Here is a 23,806-nt window from a genome sequence, read left to right on the forward strand (position 1 = left end):
TTTGATGCTCTAGGTAATATTTTGTACCAACCAATATAAGTCAGAGTGCACGCCAGCTGCGGTCACTTCTTTGCCCGCACCGGGGCCTTGTATCACTAATGCGTTTTGATTATACCACTGAGTATTAATCACAAAAATATTATCGCCAGGTGTTAAATTAGCAACCGCTTCGCTTTTTGGTACATAGGCAATTCCTACCTTAGCGTTTAGCTTGCTGTTTTTAAACTCCAGCAATCCGGTATAACACAGTGCAGCACTTTGTTGCAAAGCCGCTTCGAAGTGCTGCTTGATAAACGCATCTAAACTAGCCTTGTTATCAACAAAGTCATCCCAACTGCCCGCACTTAGCTCATCGGGCATCAATGCGGATAAAGAAATGTCATCAAGTTCCAATTCAATACCTAATTCACGCGCCAAAATAAGCAACTTGCGTTGCATATCTCGGCCAGATAAATCTTCTCGCGGATCAGGTTCGGTGAACCCCAAAGCTTGTGCTTCAAGCACTAAATCTGAAAATGCCTTGCTGCCATCATACTTACTGCATAACCATGACAGCGTGCCAGAAAACACGCCTTCTATACGCGTTATTTTATCGCCACTGTTTTGCAAATCGGCCAGTGCAAAGTTAATCGGTAATCCGGCTCCCACACTGGCATTATAACGCCAATGTAAGCCGCGCTGTGCTAAATCTTCACGTAATGCTTGATACCAGCTCAGCGGAGCTGTGCCTGCGTATTTATTAGCACTAATTAAGTGACAATTTAATTCCACAAATTTGCTATAAAGCTGGCTAAAATATTCACTGGCGGTAATATCAATCACTACCTTATGTTCATACTCAAGCGTATCAATGTATGACAACAAATCAGCTTGCTGATAGGGGCTTGCATGGTTTTCCCATTGCTGTTGCCAGCTCTCACAGTCTAACCCATTGGCATTAACCAGCATCTGCTCTGAGCGTAGTAATGCTACTAACTTAATGTTAAAACCTGATGATAAACGGGCTATTTGTGCAGGTAGTTGGCGCATAAATTCAGCACCAACATTACCAAGCCCTGCAATAATTAAAGCTATTTCTTGCGCTTTATTAATCAATTTATCATGCAGTAAGCTCAGCACATCACTCTCAAGTACCTGATCGGTTAATAATAACGTATAACCGTCACCAAAATGAGTAAACCTAGGGTGAATTGATTGCGCTTGAAGTACAGCTGCACTTTGCTCACCGAGTATCGCTATATCTGGCTCTGATGCAATAATTGCAACCCCATTTAAGTTAGACTCACTAATGTTGGCGCGGCCAGCAAAATAATTAACCACCTGATATGTCGCCGACGCAGGGACTACCAAGTAAATTTCGCCCGCATGTTCAAAGTGATGCAAACTATGCTGAATAAGCTGACTAACATGCGCTACCTCGCCTTCACTCAAGTCATCAACAGTGAGTAAATCCACATTGTTAATCGTGGTTAAAAAGCGCTTTTGTTTACTCATTCCTAGTTTAACTATTTCGGTATGGCTGCCTTGAAGATCGTAACTACTGCGAACAATTAACTCTATATCGGTCCCTTTTAATGGCGATAATGTTTTAGCATGTAGTACGGGGTTACCTAGTCTAGCCAATAAATTAGCTTGTTCGCGGCACACCCGCGCATACTTAATCGCATTAGCGACCTTACGCGGATCAGTACTAAAAACACCTTGAGTGTCAGTCCAAATAGACACTTTTTTAGCGTTGCAATATCGTGCTAATAAAGTAGCACTGTAATCACTACCATTTCGCCCTAAGGTCACGGTTTCATGTTGTAAATTAGCCGCAATAAACCCTGTAACGACATTAATTTTGCTTGTATCTATGGCTTTTAAGCACTGCTGCTGATTATTAGCATGCTGTAGCTGCCCTGCGTCTAACGTAAATAATTGCCTAGCGTCCAGAGCGCAAGCACTAACGTTAAGCTGCCCTAAGTAAGCGCTTAATAGCCTTGCAGACCATAATTCGCCATGAGCTAATAGCCACGCTTCAGTTAATATTTTTTGCTTAGCCTGCTGAGTAATAATGCTTAGCTCAGTGGCAAGTATATTGAGTGCTTCATGCTTAGCATTGGCTATAAGCAATTGTTCAATTAGCGAAGATTGATGATTACTTATTAATAAAATAATGTCAGCAATCGCTTGGGTATCTTGCTGTTGGAAGCTTTGCCACAATTTAACCAAGGTATCGGTGGTTTTACCGGCAGCAGATACCACCACACAATCCCCGGCTTGAGCATGAGTTAAAATAATATTTGCGACACTTTTAAAGCGATCCGCTGAGCTTAAACTCGAACCACCAAATTTATGAACCTGATTTACCATGTTAATACCAACTCGACTTCATGTTTTATATTTTCAAAATTGGTAGGCACTACCATAACGCCGGATGCGCCGCGTTTAGTTTCGCTGAGCCAAATGACTCACTGGCACCATTTTTTGCAGCTAAAGCATTATCTGCTTGCCCGGGGCGAACCAAATTAAATACCCTGTCTAAATCAGCAAGTAAGTCTTTTGCATCTTCAATACCCACCGAAATACGAATAAGCGTATCACCCACCCCAGCTTCTGCACGGGCAGTCGCCTCCATGCCTGCATGGGTCATGGTTGCGGGGTGACAAATCAAACTTTCAACTCCGCCTAATGATTCCGCCAAACTAAATTCATTTAAGCGCGTTAAAAACGCTGCAGCATCGTTTATATCGCCTTTGATATCAAAACTAACCATTGCACCAAAGCCAAACTGCTGCGCCTTAGCAAGCGCATGTTGTGGATGTGATTCAAGACCTGGATAGTAAACCTGAGCAACAAACGGGGAGTTTTCTAGATACTGTGCAATAGCGAGTGCATTTTCTTGGTGTTGCCTCAAACGCACGTTTAACGTGCGCAAACCTCTGAGAGTTAAATAGCTATCAAATGGCGCTCCAGTAATGCCAATATTATTTGCCCACCATGCCAGTTCTTCACCAAGCTCAGCGGTTGCTGCAATAACCGCCCCCCCAACAACATCTGAATGACCATTGATATATTTAGTAGTTGAGTGAACCACAATATCAGCACCAAATTTAATCGGATTTTGCAAAGCCGGCGATAAAAATGTGTTATCGGCAGCAACCAGAGCACCGCACTGCTTAGCAATATCGGTAACTGCTTTAATATCAGTTAATCGTAAAATTGGATTACTCGGTGTTTCAATCCAGATCAGCTTAGGTTTAATAGCAAGAATTTGCGATAAGCTTTCGCTTTTAGTGAAATCGACCACTTCTAGCTTTAACAAGCCGCGTTTTTCTAGTGAGGTAAATAAACGATAGCTGCCACCATAGCAATCGTGAGGAATCATTAACGTATCGTTACTATTTAATAATTGAGTTGTTAAGTGAACTGCCGCCATGCCTGTTGCGGTAATTATACCTTTAGCCCCGCCTTCAAGTTCAGTGAGCGCCTCAGCCAAAATGTCACGGTTAGGATTACCACTGCGGCCATAATCATATTGGCGTTTGGTATCAAAGTCAGAAAATGAGTAAGTTGTTGATAAATAAAGTGGTGGAACAACCGCACCATGCTGTTTGTCGGCTTCTATTCCACTACGAACAGCAATTGTTGCCTTATTTTTTTCACTCATTTTCGTCACCTTTACTATTTTGGAAGTTTAGACGTCTAAAAGGTAGCGCATGCAGTTTAAGATGTCAAAACATTTAAATGTCTAGATAGCTAAATAACTAGTATTTGACTATCTTTTTTAAACCGATAGAATTTCACGCATATTTACACGCTTTGATGCTGTGTGAGCAATTTATAATCTGAGGCAACGATACATCTTATGGCTAAATGGAATGGTGAATATATTCACCCATACGCAGAACACGGGAAAAAATCCGAACAAGTAAAAAAGATCACCGTTTCGATCCCGCTAAATGTATTAAAAGTATTAACCGACGAGCGTACCCGTCGTCAAATAAACAACTTACGCCATGCAACAAATAGTGAGCTTTTATGCGAAGCATTCTTGCATGCGTTTACAGGGCAACCGCTACCTAATGATGATGATCTACGTAAAGACAACGCAGAAAAAGTACCTGAAGAGGTGAAGAAAATAATGCAAGAAATGGGACTAGAAGTGCCTATTTTAAATGAAGACTAAATTTCTTTATCTGTGTTATAAAAAAACCTCAGCAAATGCTGAGGTTTTTTTGCGTTAATTTACACTTAAAATTACGCCATGTAATTTTCTGGCATATCAATTTGTGCCACACCCGAATCAACTGCAGCTTGAGCAACGGCTTTGGCGATACGAGGCAGTAAGCGCGGATCCATAGGTTTTGGTATAATATATTTAGCACCAAACTCTAATTTATCGATACCTGCAGCAGTCAATACTTCAGCCGGAACTGGCTCTTTAGCAATACTGCGAATTGCCTCTACAGCAGCTATTTTCATTTCATCGTTTATTTCACTTGCGCGTACATCTAGTGCGCCGCGGAAAATAAATGGAAAACAAAGTACGTTGTTAACTTGGTTCGGATAATCAGAGCGGCCAGTCGCCATAATAAGATCGTTGCGTGCAGCATGTGCTAATTGCGGATCAATTTCAGGATCGGGGTTTGAACATGCAAATACAACTGGGCGGTCAGCCATTAACTTCAAATCATCGGCGGCTAATAAATTAGGGCCTGATACACCAACAAACACATCGGCATCTTCAATTACGTCCTGTAAAGTACGTTTATCCGTGTTGTTTGCAAATAATTGCTTATATTCATTTAAGTCATCACGACGTGTATGAATAACACCTTTACGGTCTAACATATAAATATGTTCACGCAGTGCGCCACACTTAATTAAAAGCTCCATACAGGCAACAGCTGCAGCGCCGGCACCTAAACACACGATAATCGCATCTTCAATTGCTTTACCTTGTACTTCTAGCGCATTTAGCATACCCGCAGCCGTTACAATTGCCGTACCATGTTGATCATCATGAAACACAGGAATGCTGCAACGTTCTATAAGTGCTTTTTCTATCTCAAAACATTCTGGCGCTTTAATATCTTCTAGGTTGATACCACCAAACGTGTCTGCAATATTCGCAACCGTGTTGATAAAGTCTTCGGTTGTGCGGTGCTTAACTTCTATATCAATTGAATCTAGGCCTGCAAAACGTTTAAATAATAATGCTTTGCCTTCCATTACTGGTTTCGAGGCCAGAGGGCCTAAATTACCTAAGCCTAAAATTGCGGTGCCGTTAGTAATAACCGCAACCATATTTCCTTTACCAGTATACTTATAGGCATTTGCTGGATCAGCGGCAATTTCACGAACAGGTTCTGCAACACCTGGGCTATATGCGAGCGCGAGGTCTTTAACCGTCTCAGCGGGCTTGGTCAGCTCAATACTGATTTTACCTGGAACGGGATGGGCATGGTAATGTAGTGCTTGTTCACGAAAATCTGACATAACGCGATTATATCCTGCAATTTAAGTTAAAGTGAGAGGTAGTTTTATTCTACGATACCTTTATTATTTTTAAATTCCAAGCAATATCAGGTCTATCCTGTTATATGCTAGAACTCTTAATTTTAAGTGATTTATCAGCAACTTCCCTAGATTATCCTGACATTTTTAAAATATAAATTCGTCATAAAAATGAAAATTACAGGTCGTTTTTACCCTTATTCAATATTTATGAAATACTCTTTTCAGTCTTAAATTAAAATAGTGAAATACCGAACTTTGTTTAACTTTAAATACAAATAACTTCACGTTAACTACATTTAAGTACCATATTTAAAGTGTAACAAATAAAAATATAGATAATATTGGCAATTTTGTCTGCAAATGTTTATGCATATTCGGAATAAGAACAGGAAATAGTTATGCAAAAATAATAAATACAAAACTATTATAAAATGGAGGGATAAGTGAATTTTAGGCACAAAAAAAGCACCCTAAGGTGCTTTTTTTACATAGAAACAAAAAATTATTTTTTGCTGCTAAGTGCACCGAAGCGCTTGTTGAAGCGATCAACACGGCCGCCAGTGTCTAAAATCTTTTGCTTACCAGTGTAAAACGGGTGACACGCAGAACATACGTCTAAGTGAATGTCTTTACACAAAGTAGAACGAGTTTCGAATTTGTTTCCGCATGAACAAGTTGCAGAAATTACTTCGTACTTAGGGTGAATACCTTCTTTCATAGGAACCTCTAGTTAAGGCCGCATCGCTCTCCAAACCCGAAGTCTGGCACCATACGTCGTTAAAACAAATTTATTGGTCGCGAATTTTATCCAACAACCCGCACGCACACAAGCTTTAATTATTCTTTTTACTAAAAAGTCTGCAAACACCTATTGATTACTGATTTGTCGGTAGGCTTTTAATACTATTTTTAGTACATTAGGCTATTAGGTTTCTTAGTTGAGTTGTTATGTGTTTTGTTGAAGTTGCAATAAAAGTCCCCTTACCTCGCACCTTTGATTATAAAGTGGATGAGCAATTAACACCGCTGACTAAATTGCAGCCTGGCATGCGCGTACTCGTCCCTTTTGGCAATCAACGAAAAGTAGCGGTTATCCTTAGTTTAAAAACCGATACAGAAGTTCCTGAAGGCAAAATCAAATCTATTATTGAAGTAATTGATAATTCGCCGGTGTTATCTGCGCAACATTTGGAGCTGCTGAAGTTTACTGCGCGTTATTATTGTTATCCACTAGGTGAAACTATTCATATTGCACTCCCCAATGCGCTGCGCCAAGGTGAATGCCCTGATAAAACCAGTATAAATATGCTGACGTTAACTGATAAAGGGGCGCTTTTACCATCTTTAAAAGCTAAAACACAGCTTAACTTGCTTAAGCAATTATCTGCATCGGGTAAGTCATCATTAACGGAACTAAAAGCACTCGGGTTTAATAAAAAGACTATTGATAGCCTGTTGGCAAAAGAGTTGATAGTGCAAACCATTGAACATGACAATCAATGGCAACATGCCTCTCCTACTGTGGGCACTAAGCCTCGCTTAAATAAAGAACAAGCGATTGCTTGCACAGCTATTAATCAAAGCACCGGTTTCAATAGCTTTTTACTTGAAGGTGTCACTGGTAGCGGTAAAACAGAAGTTTACCTACAGTGTCTTGAAGAGGTGTTAAAGCGTGGAGAGCAAGCGTTAGTACTTGTTCCCGAGATAGGTCTAACACCGCAAACAGTGAATCGTTTTAGGCGCCGCCTCCCTGACACGCCAATTATGCTATGGCATTCAGCGCTCACCGATAACGAGCGCCTGCAAACATGGCGGTTTTGTGAAAAAGGCAGTTGTGCCATCGTTATAGGTACTCGTTCGAGTATTTTTCTGCCCTTTTTAAAACTCGGGATGATTGTGGTTGATGAAGAACATGATGCTTCATTTAAACAACAAGATACTTTACGCTATCATGCACGTGATTTAGCAGCGTATCGTGCTTATCAGCATAACATTCCGCTTATTTTAGGCAGTGCTACCCCCGCTTTAGAAACACTGCACAAAGCAATTAATAACAAATACCAGTTACTCACATTAAGTGAGCGAGCACAAACTGCCACCGATAATCAATTTAAGCTTCTCGACATGAAAGGTCAGCCTGATCAAGCAGGTATTGCCCATGCGAGCCTTGCGATAATGCGCCAGCACCTGAATAAAGGTAAGCAGGTAATGGTATTTTTAAACCGCCGTGGTTTTTCGCCTACTTTAATATGTCATGAGTGTGGTTGGTTAAGTGAATGTAATCGCTGCAGCACGAGTGCAACCTTTCATAAAGCCATCGGTCAGATGATTTGCCATCACTGTGGTGACCAATATCAAGTACCGCATCAATGCCCTGATTGTGGTAGCACGCAGATATTTCCTAACGGTAAAGGCACTGAACAAATAGAAGAATTTTTGAGTACTGAATTTAAAGACATCCCAATTAGCCGAATAGACCGCGACTCTACGAGGCGCAAAGGCAGCCTTGAAAAAGCATTGGATGAAATAAACCAAGGTGGCGCACGCATTTTAGTCGGTACGCAAATGCTGGCCAAAGGCCACCACTTTGCGGATGTAAGCTTAGTACTCATTTTAGATGTAGATAGTGGTTTATATTCGTGTGACTTTAGGGCAACAGAACACCTTGCTCAATTAGTGACTCAGGTTGCAGGCAGAGCGGGACGTTCTGGTGAGCCCGGTGAAGTATTATTACAAACACACTTCCCTGAGCACCCATTATTACAAGATTTAGTTAATAACGGCTATCAAGATTTTGCCCGCTTTGCGCTCACTGAACGAAGTGACGCGCAGTTACCACCCATCACCAGTATGGCAATAGTTCGTGCACAGGGACATAACATTAAGCAAGTCGTCGACTTTCTAACGGATTTGGTTCCTGTCAATGGGGTATCTGGTATACAATTGCTTGGACCTATCCCTGCGCCTTTAGAAAAGATTGCGGGGATGTATCGTTTTCAATTACATATTCAAGCGCAAGATCGACGCATTTTACATCCGTATCTTGCACAAATGGTTGATTATCTCAGCACCAGTAAACTAGCTCAAAAAGTTCGCTGGAGTTTAGACGTAGACCCTACAGACATGATTTAGGTAAGGCCACACATAACACCATGGCACAGCACGATTATATTAATAAAAAACCAAAAAATAGAAAAAATACCAAACAAGAACCGGCTAAAAAACCTTTTCCGCTGTTATTAACCCTGATTGCACTAGTACTTGTCGGTGGCTTTGCATATGGACTCTGGTTTGTTAAAAATAATGCCGATCCTGATCTTGTTGAAAAACAAGCAAACCCAACAGCCGAAAAACAAGTAGAAATAGCGAAACCGCGACCACCTAAATTTATTAAAGAAATTAAAGAGCATGAAATTCAAGTTGAAGTGAAAGAACTTGAACAAAAAGGCCCTTATGTTATGCAGTGTGGTTCATTTAAAACGCATCAACAAGCTGAAACCTTAAAGGCTAAAATAGCCTTTGCTGGGCTAATTTCAGAGATCAAAAAAGCCACAGGTACCAATGGTGTTTGGTATAAGGTGCGTTTAGGGCCTTATGAAACCAAGCGCCAAGCAGAAAGTGATAAGAACAAACTAAAACGAATTAATATCGTTGGCTGCGGAATTTGGGGCTGGACTTGAATTTAAACCATTCACCCATATAACCTCTTCATAATCGTTTTTTACGCGCTGCCCCCTTGCAGCGCGATGATGAGGAATAACATGACTACAATCGTAAGTGTACGCCGTGATGACAAAGTTGTTATTGGTGGTGACGGCCAAGTCTCCCTTGGTAATACTGTAATGAAGGGCAATGCCCGAAAAGTTCGACGTCTTTATAATGGCAAAGTAATTGCTGGTTTTGCTGGCGGTACTGCTGATGCCTTCACCCTTTTCGAACGTTTTGAAAGCAAATTAGAAATGCACCAAGGCAATCTAACTAAAGCGGCCGTAGAAATGGCTAAAGATTGGCGTAGCGATCGTGCCTTACGTAAACTTGAAGCCCTGCTAGCTGTTGCGGATGAAACTGCCTCATTGATCATCACTGGTAATGGTGACGTCGTACAACCTGAAAACGACCTGATCGCAATTGGCAGCGGCGGAAACTTTGCACAATCTGCTGCAACCGCCTTATTAGAAAATACCGACTTAAGTGCCCATGAAATTGTAGAGAAAAGCCTAACAATTGCTGGCAACATCTGTGTATTTACGAATAACTTCCAAACTATCGAAGAATTGTAATAGGAATTCGCTATGTCTGATATGACCCCAAGAGAAATTGTTCATGAGCTAGACCAACATATTATTGGTCAAGCAAAAGCAAAAAAAGCGGTTGCTATTGCCCTTCGTAATCGCTGGCGCCGTATGCAGTTAAACGAAGATTTACGTGCAGAAGTAACGCCAAAGAATATTTTAATGATTGGCCCTACTGGTGTAGGTAAAACGGAAATTGCGCGTCGATTAGCAAAACTGGCTAATGCCCCCTTTATTAAAGTGGAAGCCACTAAATTCACAGAAGTAGGTTATGTAGGTAAAGAAGTTGAAACTATCATCCGTGATTTAGTCGACGTTTCAATCAAAATGACCCGTGAACAACAAACCAAAAAGTTTAAACACCGTGCAGAAGAAGCCGCTGAAGAGCGTATTTTAGATGTATTACTACCTCCAGTGAAAGATCAGTATGGGGAAGTTCAGCGCGATGAAAGCTCATCGACACGTCAATCGTTTCGTAAAAAATTACGCGAAGGCCAGCTAGATGACAAAGAAATCGATATTGATTTAGCCCAAGCTCAACCGAATGTTGAAATTATGGCTCCTCCTGGTATGGAAGAAATGACCAACCAGCTACAGGGCATGTTTCAAAATATGGGTGGTGATAAACGCACTAAACGTAAGCTTAAAATTAAAGAAGCATTTAAACTACTTACCGAAGAAGAAGCCGGAAAATTAGTTAACCCTGAAGAATTAAAAGAGCAGGCAATTTTTGCTGTAGAGCAAAACGGCATTGTGTTTATTGACGAAATCGACAAAATCTGTAAGCGCGGTGAAGCCTCAGGTCCAGATGTAAGCCGTGAAGGTGTACAACGTGATTTACTACCGCTTATTGAAGGTTCTACAGTAAACACTAAGCATGGCATGGTCAAAACTGACCATATGCTATTTATTGCCTCAGGTGCATTCCAGATGTCTAAACCATCAGACATGATCCCGGAGTTACAAGGCCGTTTACCTATTCGTGTTGAACTTGAAGCACTCACAGCCGATGACTTTAAGCGCATTTTAACTGAGCCACACGCATCACTTACGGAGCAACAACGCGAGCTACTCAAAACAGAGCATGTCGCTGTTGAATTTAGCGACGATGCAATTGAGCGAATTGCTAAAGCCGCTTGGCAGGTTAATGAGAAAACCGAAAACATCGGTGCTCGCCGTCTGCATACTGTTATGGAAAGATTAATGGAAGAAATTTCATATGATGCTTCTGAAAAAGCGGGTTCAAGTTTAGTTATTGACGCTGCCTATGTTGAAAAGCACCTAGGTGCGCTGGTTGAAGATGAAGACTTAAGCCGCTTTATTCTTTAACAGCCGTTTAATGTATACTAAAAGCCTCCAGCATGGAGGCTTTTTTGTAAGTGAGATGACGATGAAACAAGTAACTAAAGTGCACTATCATAGTGTAAGTAAAAATTTAGATGTGTTTTTTGATGATCATTCAGACGCAACCTTCAGTACTGAATTTTTACGGGTTCACTCTCCCTCAGCCGAGGTGCAAGGCCATGGCTCTGAGCCTATGAAGTTAGTACTTAATAAACAAACAGTGGGCATTAAAAGCATTACACCCGTAGGGCATTACGCATTACGTTTAGAGTTTGACGACGGGCACAACAGCGGGTTGTTTAGCTGGCAATATTTGGCTAAGTTACAAGCCGAACATACTAAGTTGTGGGACACTTATTTAGAACGTGTTAAACAACATGAAAATAACAAAGATAGCGTACCAATAAAATTTGTACCTTAGCGTCAGTTATGATGCTTCTGCTTCGTTAATAACAAACAAGCGGCAATTAAGCCGCTTGTTTCTATGGATAATTAAACTTTATATTTTGAGATTGCTTGATGAAGCACCCTTGATTGCTCAGATACCTCTTCACTTGTTTGCGCATTCGTTTGTGAATGAGCAGCAGCCCCTTCAGCAATATCTCGAATACGGACTACGTTTTTATTAACCTCTGATGCTACCTGACTCTGTTCATCAATAGCAGTAGCAATATGCGTACTCATTTCCATAATCGTTTGCACATCAACAGTGATAGCTCCTAGCAATTCACCCGCTTTTGTTGCTTGTGTTGCACTCTCACCACCTTGAGTACGACACTGATGCATGATACTCACTACCTCTTGGGTACGCTGTTGTAAGGTGTTAATAATACCCTCAATTTCGCTAGTTGACTCTTGCGTGCGTTGTGCAAGTGAGCGCACCTCATCTGCAACAACCGCAAAACCACGACCTTGTTCACCCGCTCTCGCGGCTTCAATGGCCGCATTTAAGGCAAGTAAATTAGTTTGTTCTGCAATGGCACGAATTACATCAAGTACAGAGCCAATGGTTTCACCATCTTTTTCTAGCTGTGACACCACGCTAGAGGCCTTACCAAGCGAATCAGACAAAGCATTAATATGTTTAATGGTTGATTCTACTTCAACCTGACCTTGTTGAGCACTTACATTGGTTGATTCAGCTTTTTTAGCAGCAGCTTCTGTATTATGTGAAATGTCTTGAATGGTAGCTTGCATTTCTGTGGCTGCAGTTGCCACCATATCCGCTTCATGCAATTGCTCTTGCATGCCTGAGCTAGTCGCTGAGGTTGTTTCAGATAGGTTACCCGTTGCTATATTAAGCGTTGTCAGTGCAGTATTTACTTCATAAATGAGCTCTTTAAAATCACCGATTAAACTATTAAAGTCTATGGTCATTCTGGTTACTTCATCTTCCCCTTTATGCTCTATAAACAAGCTTAAATCATTGTTTTTTCTTATCTTGTCAATAGTTTGATAAACTCTCTCAATAGGCTGAATAATCGAGCGACTCGTTAAGTACACAAGAACCATAACAATAACACTGGCAATTATAAATATGGCTATTGCCAATAATTGTGCCTGCTGGGCCGTCTCAGCAACTTGTTTTTTAGTTGCTGTAGTAATGGCAGTCACCACATCATCACTTTTCTTAATACTGACTCTCATTTTTCCAAGAGCACCCGAATCTAAATCAACCCCTAAAGCGATTTGTGCTTCAACTAGTGCGGTAAATTTACCTTGGTAAGTAGTCATCATTGAGGTTAATTGATTGCGTATATTACTAGGTATTTCTGCGGTATTTACTTGTTGTTTTAACTCATCACCTAATTTATTAAATCGGTCTAAATATTTGGTATCTAAACGCAACATAAAATCTTTCTCAGCACGGCGTAGCTGCAACATGGTGGTCAGTAATTTATAATCATTTTGCTGATTCAATAATGTTTCAATGTTGTGTACTGACTCACGCAGTTCGCCATAAAGCGCATCTTTAGGGTGTAAACCTATCTTCCGTTGCAAATTAACAACAATTTGAAAGTCATCATAATACTGCTTTGCAAGCACCTCAAATTGGTTAACCTGATCAATGGCAATATCTAAATCTTTAGATAAAACAGATAGTTTCCCTAGTTTTAGCTGCAGCTGTTTATATTCATTGGTGAATAAATCTAAGCTTTTTTCATCTTTGTAAAATAAAAAGTCTTTTTCATATTTACGCATCGAAAGCTCATGTACATCAAGCTCTTCGGCGTATTGAATTGTTTCATTTAATTTAAGCATCACACGTGCTTCATAAATTATGATGCATAGCATGACAATCATTGCTAAACCTACAACTAAGGCATTTAGTTGCAAACGGCGTTTTATCGTCAGATTTTGTAGAAAATTCATTGTAAATACCTATATTAAATTTGCCAGCGCAGTATAAAGTGATGCTTTCTTTCATTTAACTCATTAAGTTTGAACAAATAAAAAGGGTCGCCGGTAAAGTCTAACCATTAACAAACTCCTTTTAAACAAATGGACAATATAAAACCATTGGCCTAACCACAGTATTACTCAATTTTACAACTCTTGCCACTGAAGATGAAAATGTTCAGCCGCATCATGGATGCAATACACCTGTTTATAATCTTGTTGTGGGGAAATGACAAGTTTATGAAAGAATTATTATTCTTATAGTTGATTTAGTTCTAATTATGGCTAAATTTACTGCGATTAAGTCGTTGTTATTGCATATAAGGAGGGTATACTGAGTCACTAACTTATGTATCTTTTGAGGATAAAATAATGGATTACAGCACTTCTGATTTATGCGACCACTTTGCTGATGTGGTTGATGTGCTTGAACCTATGTTCATCAACTTTGGTGGTCGACACAGTTTTGGTGGCCGCATTAAAACGGTAAAATGTTTTGAAAACAATGAACTGATCCGCCAATTACTTTCTCAAGATGGTACTGATCAGATTTTACTTATTGATGGTGGCGGCTCAACTCGCAGAGCATTAATCGACATTGAGCTGGCTGAGCTGGCACTAGAAAACAATTGGCAAGGCATTATCGTATATGGTGCATTACGTCACGTTGATGAGCTTGAAGAACTTGATTTAGGTATTCAAGCTATTGCGTCAATTCCTGTTGCAGCAGACAGTGAAGGCGCGGGCGAAAGCGGTATAGGGGTTAATTTCGCTGGCGTATCATTTTTTGATGATGACTTTGTATATGCTGACAGTACCGGTATTGTGCTTTCAGCTGAAGAATTAGAGCTAGAAATAATAGAACTGTAGCGTGACCGTTCAGCTTAAAATATATAACGAAAGCACGGTAAAGGAAATTTGCTCTGACCGTGCTGGAGAGCTAAAAGCATGGCAGTCGATGGCATTACTTGATGCCCGCGACAATATTCAACAAGCACTTGCTGATGCCGTACAATTTGGTATGCGCTTTGTTTTACTCGGGATTTGTGAAGACATTGGCCCGAGAGCCAATCTAGGAAATGGTGGCGCACAGCATGCTTGGCCTGCGTTTTTACAACGCTTTTTAAACCAACCTCATAATGACGCTATTGCCATGCAAAAAGTATTACTGCTTGGCGAAGTCACCCTCGATGATTTAATGCAACAAGCACTACCGCTTGATAATCATAATCCAAACGACTTAGCTCAATTGCGTAAGCTGTGCGCTGAAATAGATGAGCGAGTTGAAGCAATTTTAGACATGGTTTTTAAAGCGGGTCTTGAACCTATTGTTATTGGCGGCGGGCATAATAACTGTTTAGGTATTATTCGCTCACTTGCCAAACATAGCCATAGCGCAATCAACGCGATTAATTTAGATCCTCATGCCGACTTTCGTGAGTGTGAAGGTAGGCACAGTGGTAATGGGTTTCGCTACGCTTATCAAGAGCAGCTGCTCAATAATTACCATGTTATTGGCTTACATGAGCTAAAAAACAATCAGCCTATTTTTGATGCTATGCAGAGCGCTAACTTTAGCTACACAAGCTACCAAACAATAAACGTGAAGCGCGAAATAAACTTAACTGAAGCAACTGCCCATGCACTCAAAGAGTTTGATAACGCACCGCTAGGGGTAGAGGTTGATTTAGATAGCTTAACCTATATGCCTGCAAGTGCCTTTAATTATTGTGGTTTTGATGTCAGCGATGGTGAGCATTATGTTTACTTAGCTGCAAGCGATCCCCGCAGTGCTTATTTACACTTATGCGAAGCAGCACCTTCACAACACCCCCATTCTATAACTGCAGGTAAATTACAGTGTGGCCAAGTGATCAGTGCTTTAGTTAATACCTATTTACAGACAAAACTAAGCCTTTAAAACACACTTAAAGTTCTTGTGCTTCTAACCATTGCTTAAACCAACTCATTAATCCTAAACTGCTCAATGGGTGTCCAAAATAGTATCCCTGTGAAGCGTAGGCTTTTAGACTTTTTACAAACTTTAGTTGATCGAGTGTTTCAACACCTTCAAAAATAACTTTCGTCTGTTGCTGGTTATGCATTTCAACCATACCACCTACTAAACTACGTATGTTGTTTTGATTACTAAAGTCAGCAGTTAATGCAGGCGATATTTTAATGTATGCCACCGCTAAACTAGGTAACTTAGAAAGTAATACAGGATTATCACCTAAACCATCAACGCACACTTTTAAACCTAAGCTGTTAAGTCTTGCTATCATGGCTCTACCTTTATCATCTAGGCTAGTAAAAATGTGTAGCGGACATTCTAAAATTAAATCACCAGGCCTAAGTTGGTGCTCACCGATAACCCCATAAACAAAATCAACAAACTCTTCGTTGAGCATTTCTGGGCCAAATAAGTTAACACTTAAAGGCACCCTCATTCCTTCCATACGCAGTGCCATGGCAAGCTCTCCAGCTCGTTCAATAACAAAGGTCGCAAGTGAGTAACCAAGCCCTGCAATTCTAATATCGTTGATAAACTGGCTCGCCGATAAAGTCCCTTGGGTTGGATGCTGCCAGCGTAATAGCAATTCTAAAAATTCAATTTGGCCATCTTCATTTCGAATAACCGGTTGAAAAAACAATTCGAACTCATCAGCAAAGCTGATATTCGCCAGCTCAGTTAATCGCGCTTGCTGCTCTAAATGATCAGTCGTCATTTGCTGATGATAAGCCACAATTTGTTTAGCTGGCCGACTATCAAGCGCCAAGTAAGCATGACTAATTAGCTCATCAAAGCTGCTGCTTTGTTTATTACAATGTACATAACTGGCTCTTACTTTTACTTCAATCGTACAATTAGCTACATTAAACGGCTTTAAGGTAGCGCCAATAATTTGCTTTATAAGCTGTTGATGTAAATGATTATGATTTTGTAAATCACAAATAAATGCAAAGTTTAACCCACCCAAGTGCGCTAATTTAGCATGCTCAGCAAGAAAAAAAACTTCATCGCTATCTAATAAATCTTTTATTCGATTGGCCGACTGAGATAATAATAAGTCGCCAAAATCTCGGCCAATATGTTGATTAACTTGAGCAAAACCTTCTAGCCTCAGTACGATGATTGCTGCTGTAAATGAATCCTTATCATTGAGTTCATTATATTTTTGACGTAACTGCTGTTTATCAGGGAAGCTGGCTAAGGGTGAGTTTTCAACATACGCTTCAGGCTCGGTTTCTGGCTTTAAAGTTGGAGCAGTCTGCGGCGTATTAGCCATTAAAAAACCACTGCTACTGAGTAGTAAAATTGGAATAAGTAACCACGCTAAATGCAATGTAAAAAAGAGGTAACCTGTAAATAATAAAACAAGCCCGCCTGAGGCACAGGCACTGATAAGTAACGGGACTTTTTGCTTTAGCAAATTCGCCTGATATAAATGAAAAGCAAATCCCAGAGCCAATAACAAAACAAACCAAGGGATGGCAGTGCTAACCATAGCTAAACCAATCAGCCCAGTGTATAAAAAGCTGAGCCTTATTACGTTACTTTTAACGGTTAACAACGCTGCAACCATTGCCATTAAAAGTGCACCACTTAAAAAAATAGCTAAATTGCTATAGCTCAATAACGTTCCATCCATAGCTGAGGTACTCACTGACATTAAATAAAACATAGGCTTAAGAGTTAAGTCTCATAATTAGCTAAGTTTACCCAATATCCATAGATTTAACAGTTTATTTACCCCAAACTGATAACTTAATTGTGCTGGATGCTCAATTTGCCAATGTGCTATGTCGGCGCGAGCACCTACTTTTAATACGCCTCTATCAGCAAAACCTAGAGCCTGAGCCCCGTGTGCCGTGACTCCCATTAATGCCTGCTCTGGAGTAAAATTAAATAATGTACAAGCCATATTCATCATTAATTGCAAAGAACATAACGGTGATGTCCCGGGGTTAAAATCACTGGCAATTGCGATGGGGACCTTGTATTTATTTAACAGCTCAATCGGAGGATATTTCGTTTCTTTTAAAAAATAAAAAGCGCCGGGCAGTAATACCGCCACAGTACCTGCATTTGCCATAGCTTTAACTCCGGCTTCATCAAGATATTCCAAATGATCGGCCGACAAACCATTGTATTGCGCCACCAGCGCAGCACCTTGTTGATTGGATAATTGCTCAGCATGGCACTTAATTGCTAACCCCAGTTTTTTAGCCGCATCAAATACTCGCTGCGTTTGAGCATGACTAAAACCAATATCCTCACAAAATACGTCTACTGCATCGACTAAATCATGTTCAACAAGTGTGTTAAGCATTTCATTACACACTAAATTTATATAATCATCACTGCGATTTTTAAACTCTAAAGGTAGTGCATGCGCGCCTAAAAAGGTATTAATGACTTCAATAGGATGATGTTGATTTAAAAGCCTAGCGACTTCTAATATTTTTTTTTCATTTTCTATATCAAGCCCATACCCTGACTTAATTTCTACCGTAGTGACACCTTCAGCTAGCAGTGCATTTAAACGATCTTTTGCTGCTACAAATAATTGTTCGTGGTCAGCCTCTCGGGTTGCTTTCACGGTACTTGCAATTCCGCCCCCTTGCGCGGCAATTTGCTGATAGCTTACCCCCTGTAAACGCTGCTCAAACTCCTGTGCACGAGAACCGGCAAACACCAAGTGAGTATGGCAGTCAATTAAGCCCGGGGTTAACCACTGCCCTTTGATACTTACTACCGGAGTGGCTAATACATCAAAATCAGGTAACTCAGTTTGCTCACCCAACCATATTATTTTGCCATTTTTAATTGCTAAAGCCGCATTTTCTATCGCTCCATAAGGTGCATCAATGTTGTTATCCATGGTGGCAATATTGGCATCGGTGAGTAATAAATCGATATCATTTAACTGTTCTGTGGATTCTGTAGCTTGCATAAGTCTCTCCGCGATAGTGTTCAAACGAGTTTAAAAACACATCTTGTATATACAAGATGATTATGCCATCTTACTAGGTATTGTTCATTTTTAATATACTAAAAATATTTATGCCAGTACCTAAGTTTACGCAAATAAAACAATTTATTGTGGACAAAATACGCAGTGGGCTTTGGCTTGAAAACCAACGTGTCCCCTCAGAAAACGAACTAGCCAAACAGTTTACAGTAAGCAGAATGACCGCACGTCGGGCACTTAGCGAACTCACTGATGCGGGCATTTTAACCCGTAGCCAAGGCCTGGGAACGTTTGTAGCAAGCTTCAAGTCTCAGTCGTCATTACTTGAAATAAAAAACATCGCCAATGAAGTAAAAGAGCGAAACGGAAACTACAGCTGCACAGTGCAAGTATTAGAATCGATTAATGCCGTCGCGCCAATTGCAATTGCTTTAGGTGTAGAGGTAGATAGCGTGGTGTATCGCAGTGTCATTATTCATAATGAAAACGACAGCCCCTTACAAGTTGAGGAGCGCTTTGTAAATCCGCCCCTTGCAAAAGATTATTTACAACAAGATTTTACCGCCCTTACCCCGCACGAATACTTATCAACAGTTGCTCCTTTAACGCAAGCGAGGCATACGGTAGAGGCTATTACGCCAAATAGTGAAATGTGCCAATGGCTTAATTTATATAACGAAGAGCCCTGTTTACAAGTAATACGCCGTACTTGGTCGGTAAACGGAATTGTTAGTTTTGCACGACTTATATCGCCAGGCAGTAAGTACCGCTTGGGCGGACAATTAACATTTAAAAACAATAATAAAGCCCATAACGCTTAAATTTAACAGGAGTGAATAATGGATCATCGACTGGACACACAACGCACAATTCGCGCACAGCATGGTAATCAAATATCTACTAAAAGCTGGCAAACCGAAGCAGCTAAACGCATGCTAATGAATAATTTAGACCCTGATGTTGCCGAGCACCCGCAAGCTTTGGTGGTGTATGGCGGCATTGGCCGTGCTGCCCGTGACTGGCCAAGCTACGACAAAATAATTGAGACGCTTGAGCGCCTTGACGATGACGAAACCCTATTAGTGCAATCAGGTAAACCGGTGGGGGTATTTAAAACTCATAGCAACGCACCGCGGGTATTAATTGCAAATTCTAACCTTGTTCCGCATTGGGCTAACTGGGAACATTTTAACGAGTTAGATAAAAAAGGCTTGATGATGTACGGCCAAATGACCGCTGGCTCTTGGATTTATATCGGTTCTCAAGGGATTGTTCAAGGCACTTACGAAACCTTTGTAGCTATGGCAAAACAACATTTTTCAGGCGATGCCAAAGGTAAGTGGGTATTAACAGGTGGCCTGGGAGGAATGGGCGGTGCACAACCATTAGCTGCAACCATGGCAGGCTTTAGTGCCTTAGTGGTGGAATGTGATGAAAGCCGTATCGATTTTCGAATAAAAACAGGGTACGTCGACGTAAAAGCCACAGATCTTGAGCATGCATTAAAATTAATAACCGATGCCTGCGTAAAAGGTGAAGCGCTTTCTGTGGGTTTACTTGGTAACGCGGCTGATGTTTTTAGTACCTTAGTAAAAAGTGGTATTACTCCCGATATAGTCACCGATCAAACCTCAGCCCATGATCCGCTTAACGGCTACCTACCACAAGGTTGGAGTATGGAGCATGCAGCAAAAATGCGAATCGATAATCCACAAGCAGTGGTCAAAGCAGCCAAACAATCAATGGCTGTTCAAGTAACAGCGATGTTGGCACTACAAGATGCAGGCGCAGCAACTACCGACTATGGCAACAATATTCGTCAAATGGCGCTCGAAGAAGGCGTAGCAAATGCATTTGATTTCCCTGGGTTTGTACCTGCTTATATTCGTCCATTATTTTGTGAAGGCATTGGCCCATTTAGATGGGTAGCACTATCGGGCGATCCCGAAGATATTTACAAAACAGACGCAAAAGTAAAAGAGCTCATTCCTGATGATAAGCATTTGCATAATTGGCTTGATATGGCGCGTGAGCGAATTCAATTTCAAGGCTTGCCTGCACGTATTTGTTGGGTTGGCTTAAAAGACCGCGCGCGTTTAGCGGTTGCCTTTAATGAAATGGTTAAAAATGGTGAACTTAAAGCACCAGTAGTTATTGGCCGCGATCATCTTGACTCAGGCTCAGTAGCTAGTCCTAATCGTGAAACAGAGAACATGCAAGATGGCTCCGATGCAGTCTCTGATTGGCCTTTATTAAATGCCCTGCTCAATACCGCAGGCGGTGCTACTTGGGTATCGCTTCATCATGGTGGCGGCGTTGGAATGGGCTTTAGCCAGCATTCAGGTGTAGTTATTGTTGCCGATGGTACCGATGAAGCAGAGCAACGCCTTGCTAGAGTGCTGTGGAACGATCCCGCTACCGGTGTAATGCGCCATGCCGATGCTGGTTATGACATTGCAAAAAACTGTGCACAACAACAAAACCTAGACCTACCTATGCTTAACAAGGATAAGTCATGATTTCATTCACACTCACACCGGGTCAGCTTGAATTAAATACCTTAAGAAAAATTAATCAATCGGCCGTAGATTTAACTTTGGCAACTGAGTCCGCCACACAAATAGCAGCCAGTGCCCAAACCGTTCAAGACGTAATAAACGAGCAGCGTACTGTATATGGTATTAATACCGGCTTTGGTTTATTAGCCAATACTAAAATAGCGAATGATGAGCTAGAACTATTACAACGCAGTATTGTGCTTTCACACGCTGCGGGCATTGGCGAGTTAATGGATGACAGCACGGTCAGATTAATGATCACCCTAAAAGTAAATTCTTTATCACGGGGTTATTCTGGTATTCGTCTAGCTGTCATTGAGTTTTTTATACAACTACTTAAAAATGAAGTGTACCCATGCGTGCCTAAAAAAGGCTCAGTAGGCGCATCGGGCGATTTAGCCCCCCTTGCTCATATGTGCCTGCCTTTATTAGGTGAAGGGAAAATGCGCTATCAAGGAGAGCTAATAAGCGCAGAACAGGGGTTAAAAATTGCAGGGCTAGAGCCACTGACATTAGCTGCTAAAGAAGGCTTAGCACTATTAAATGGCACACAGGCCTCTACTGCATTCGCACTGCAGGGCTTATTTAGAGCAGAAGATTTGTACGCACAAAGCTGTGTTATTGGCTCTATAAGTATTGAGGCCGCCATGGGCAGTCGCGCACCGTTTGATGCTCGTATTCATGAGGTTCGTGGTCAAAAAGGGCAAATTGATACCGCGCACGTATTTAGAGAGCTATTAAGCACCCACTCACAAATTAGTGACTCACATATTAATTGTGAAAAAGTACAAGACCCTTATTGCCTGCGTTGCCAACCGCAAGTACTTGGTGCGTGCTTAACCCAAATACGCCAAGCCGCCGAAGTATTAATATGTGAATCAAACGGGGTAACCGATAACCCACTCGTTTTTGCCGATGTGGGGGATATTATTTCAGGTGGAAACTTTCATGCTGAGCCCGTTGCTATGGCCGCTGATAATCTTGCGATTGCCATTGCCGAAATTGGCGCCTTAGCTGAGCGACGTATTGCCTTACTTATTGACTCTAATTTATCAAAATTGCCGCCATTTTTAGTTGAAAACGGTGGGGTAAATTCAGGATTTATGATAGCTCAAGTGACCGCAGCTGCGCTCGCCTCTGAGAACAAGTCACTAGCACACCCAGCCTCGGTAGATAGCTTACCGACCTCAGCTAACCAAGAAGACCATGTCTCTATGGCAACCTTTGCCGCTAGGCGCTTAGTTGATATGGCTAATAATACGCAAGGCGTGTTAGCCGTTGAGTGGCTAAGTGCTTCTCAAGGGTTAGAATTTAGAGCGCCACTACATGCGTGTAAGCAGGTAGAAAATGCGAAGGCACTGCTACGCCAACATGTTAGCTATTACGATAAAGACCGCTACTTTGCTCCCGATATCGAAGCGGCTAACACACTACTAAGTGAAGGTAAGTTGTGCGACTTCATAAGCCACTCACCTTTACCTTCTTATTAAATAGCCTGAACTCTGGTTAAGAGATTTACTAACGTATTGAATCAATATGATATTTATGTTTATTTTCTCTAGCCAGAGATTTCCAGTGAAAACAAGGCGAAATTACGCGTCAATAGCTCGCCTATTGCAAGTAAATTCAACGCAGTTAGCACTGAAAATAGCTGCTTGAGATAGATTTATTATTCAGAGTTCAGGTTAAATACCATACTGATAACTAAAACCCAGCGCTTCTATCGCTGAGCCAATAACTTTGCGCTCAGCGACTTCATCGCTACTAAAACTTGGCATTTGTGTGCCATACAGCTCACATTTTTGTGCATAATAATCTGCTTTGCTCGGGTGCGCAGGGTTAACTACATTATAAATGCTTTGCCCTTGTGACCAATTGTTAAGTACCGCATAAATAGCATTGATCACATCTTGTTGATGCACCATGTTCACCACTTGCTGACTAGAGGTGTTGAGTTCCTTACCCGCCACAAACCGACCCGGCTCTCTGTTTGGCCCCAACAACCCAGCTAAGCGCAGTACTTTACCTTGCTGTTCAAGAACTTGCTCTTCAGCATCATAGAGCTTTATTTGTCGTTCGTTAGTGCCAGATATATCGCTACTTTCACTATAAACTCCGGGCTCTTGATCATACACTCCAGTCGATGAGCACAATAAAAAACCTTTGCAATTAAGCTCAGTTGCCAGCTTTAACCCCTGTTCCAACACTTGTGAATAATCGCTTTCGCTGTCACGACTGCGCGGCGGTATAGCACATACCCAATACGCATTTTGTAAATCTACTTGATGCTGCAGCTCGCCGTTTTGTAAAACAAACTGACGCTCAAAATCAAATTGATGAGTGTCACTACGATGAGTTCCTTGCACTTGCCAACCTTGTTTTTGTGCATCAATACATAAGGCTTGGCCAAGCCAGCCAGCGCCAAGGACTACTAAGTTATCTTTGTTGGTTTGCACTTTATTTTCCCTTTTATTAAAACTCAATCAACGCGTTTTATAGCAACAAAAAATATGATGAACTCTATACTACTAAAAATAATATTAGCAAACGCTGATTGCATAAGATATTAACACACGCTTCATTTGCGATTAGTAGCTTATTTAATAATACCGCTACCATGTATATGCACCTGCCGATAAACCGTATGGCTTAAGTGACCTACCGAGAGTAATTAATAAAATTATTGCTCAATTTAAAGATTAAAAAACGATGACCGCAAGCAAAGCATTTA

At 41.1% G+C, this 23,806-nt stretch carries 19 protein-coding genes; 11 read left to right on the forward strand and 8 right to left on the reverse strand.

What is annotated here, in order from left to right:
• Nucleotides 1–9 precede the first annotated feature (9 nt).
• Nucleotides 10–2,355: a bifunctional aspartate kinase/homoserine dehydrogenase II gene (metL, locus tag CWB76_RS09785; RefSeq protein ID WP_138607206.1), complete on the reverse strand. Its 2,346-nt coding sequence runs from the start codon at nt 2,353–2,355 to the stop codon at nt 10–12.
• 49 nt (nt 2,356–2,404) lie between these two features.
• Nucleotides 2,405–3,652, reverse strand: coding sequence for a cystathionine gamma-synthase (gene metB, locus CWB76_RS09790; RefSeq protein ID WP_138607208.1), 1,248 nt, complete (start codon nt 3,650–3,652; stop codon nt 2,405–2,407).
• 198 nt (nt 3,653–3,850) lie between these two features.
• Between metB and metJ the strand changes: the two genes are divergently transcribed.
• Nucleotides 3,851–4,171 (forward strand): met regulon transcriptional regulator MetJ, encoded by a 321-nt coding sequence (gene metJ / locus CWB76_RS09795; protein WP_008115021.1) that lies wholly within the window; start codon nt 3,851–3,853, stop codon nt 4,169–4,171.
• 71 nt (nt 4,172–4,242) lie between these two features.
• Here the strand turns inward: metJ and CWB76_RS09800 are convergent, their stop codons facing one another.
• Both CWB76_RS09800 and rpmE read right to left on the reverse strand, forming a co-directional pair.
• On the reverse strand, nt 4,243–5,484 hold the full coding sequence (locus CWB76_RS09800; protein WP_008465773.1) for a malic enzyme-like NAD(P)-binding protein: 1,242 nt from the start codon (nt 5,482–5,484) through the stop codon (nt 4,243–4,245).
• A gap of 523 nt (nt 5,485–6,007) precedes the next feature.
• Nucleotides 6,008–6,223, reverse strand: coding sequence for a 50S ribosomal protein L31 (rpmE, locus tag CWB76_RS09805; protein WP_008115018.1), 216 nt, complete (start codon nt 6,221–6,223; stop codon nt 6,008–6,010).
• A gap of 230 nt (nt 6,224–6,453) precedes the next feature.
• On the opposite strand from rpmE, the gene priA reads away from it, so the two are divergent.
• The 5 genes from priA to CWB76_RS09830 all read left to right on the forward strand — a co-directional run bounded on the left by priA (nt 6,454) and on the right by CWB76_RS09830 (nt 11,562).
• Nucleotides 6,454–8,637, forward strand: coding sequence for a primosomal protein N' (gene priA / locus CWB76_RS09810; RefSeq protein ID WP_138607210.1), 2,184 nt, complete (start codon nt 6,454–6,456; stop codon nt 8,635–8,637).
• Between the two features lie 20 nt (nt 8,638–8,657).
• Nucleotides 8,658–9,185, forward strand: a complete 528-nt coding sequence (locus CWB76_RS09815; RefSeq protein WP_054202549.1) for an SPOR domain-containing protein — start codon at nt 8,658–8,660, stop codon at nt 9,183–9,185.
• A gap of 81 nt (nt 9,186–9,266) precedes the next feature.
• On the forward strand, nt 9,267–9,785 hold the full coding sequence (hslV, locus tag CWB76_RS09820; protein WP_010390410.1) for an ATP-dependent protease subunit HslV: 519 nt from the start codon (nt 9,267–9,269) through the stop codon (nt 9,783–9,785).
• 12 nt (nt 9,786–9,797) lie between these two features.
• A complete protein-coding gene (gene hslU / locus CWB76_RS09825) occupies nt 9,798–11,126 on the forward strand; it encodes an ATP-dependent protease ATPase subunit HslU (RefSeq protein ID WP_138607212.1) in 1,329 nt (442 codons plus the stop codon).
• A 61-nt stretch (nt 11,127–11,187) separates the two neighbouring features.
• A complete protein-coding gene (locus CWB76_RS09830; RefSeq protein WP_138607214.1) occupies nt 11,188–11,562 on the forward strand; it encodes a gamma-butyrobetaine hydroxylase family protein in 375 nt (124 codons plus the stop codon).
• A gap of 71 nt (nt 11,563–11,633) precedes the next feature.
• On the opposite strand, the gene CWB76_RS09835 is transcribed toward CWB76_RS09830, so the two are convergent.
• Nucleotides 11,634–13,514 (reverse strand): methyl-accepting chemotaxis protein, encoded by a 1,881-nt coding sequence (locus tag CWB76_RS09835; RefSeq protein ID WP_138607216.1) that lies wholly within the window; start codon nt 13,512–13,514, stop codon nt 11,634–11,636.
• A gap of 399 nt (nt 13,515–13,913) precedes the next feature.
• On the opposite strand from CWB76_RS09835, the gene rraA reads away from it, so the two are divergent.
• On the forward strand, nt 13,914–14,411 hold the full coding sequence (gene rraA / locus CWB76_RS09840) for a ribonuclease E activity regulator RraA (protein WP_008465762.1): 498 nt from the start codon (nt 13,914–13,916) through the stop codon (nt 14,409–14,411).
• A gap of 1 nt (nt 14,412) precedes the next feature.
• On the forward strand, nt 14,413–15,462 hold the full coding sequence (locus CWB76_RS09845; RefSeq protein ID WP_138607218.1) for a formimidoylglutamase: 1,050 nt from the start codon (nt 14,413–14,415) through the stop codon (nt 15,460–15,462).
• 7 nt (nt 15,463–15,469) lie between these two features.
• On the opposite strand, the gene CWB76_RS09850 is transcribed toward CWB76_RS09845, so the two are convergent.
• Nucleotides 15,470–17,194: a GGDEF domain-containing phosphodiesterase gene (locus CWB76_RS09850; RefSeq protein WP_138607264.1), complete on the reverse strand. Its 1,725-nt coding sequence runs from the start codon at nt 17,192–17,194 to the stop codon at nt 15,470–15,472.
• Nucleotides 17,195–17,251: 57 nt separating this feature from the next.
• Complete coding sequence (gene hutI, locus CWB76_RS09855) at nt 17,252–18,499, reverse strand: imidazolonepropionase (protein WP_138607220.1); 1,248 nt, start codon at nt 18,497–18,499, stop codon at nt 17,252–17,254.
• Nucleotides 18,500–18,609: 110 nt separating this feature from the next.
• Here hutI and hutC point away from each other — a divergent pair, with 110 nt between their 5' ends.
• From hutC to hutH, 3 genes are read left to right on the forward strand one after another with little or no spacing between them, the layout of a single operon-like run.
• The gene (gene hutC / locus CWB76_RS09860; RefSeq protein ID WP_138607222.1) at nt 18,610–19,338 is read left to right on the forward strand and encodes a histidine utilization transcriptional repressor HutC; all 729 of its coding nucleotides are present in this window, start codon (nt 18,610–18,612) and stop codon (nt 19,336–19,338) included.
• Between the two features lie 18 nt (nt 19,339–19,356).
• A complete protein-coding gene (gene hutU, locus CWB76_RS09865; protein ID WP_138607224.1) occupies nt 19,357–21,036 on the forward strand; it encodes a urocanate hydratase in 1,680 nt (559 codons plus the stop codon).
• Complete coding sequence (gene hutH / locus CWB76_RS09870; RefSeq protein ID WP_138607226.1) at nt 21,033–22,565, forward strand: histidine ammonia-lyase; 1,533 nt, start codon at nt 21,033–21,035, stop codon at nt 22,563–22,565. Before hutU ends, hutH begins: the two co-directional genes overlap by 4 nt.
• A 195-nt stretch (nt 22,566–22,760) precedes the next feature.
• Here hutH and CWB76_RS09875 read toward each other — a convergent pair whose 3' ends face one another.
• Nucleotides 22,761–23,531, reverse strand: a complete 771-nt coding sequence (locus CWB76_RS09875) for a Rossmann-fold NAD(P)-binding domain-containing protein (protein WP_109875465.1) — start codon at nt 23,529–23,531, stop codon at nt 22,761–22,763.
• Nucleotides 23,532–23,806: the final 275 nt, after the last annotated feature.

This window comes from Pseudoalteromonas sp. S1609 (assembly GCF_005887255.1).
GTDB lineage: Bacteria > Pseudomonadota > Gammaproteobacteria > Enterobacterales > Alteromonadaceae > Pseudoalteromonas.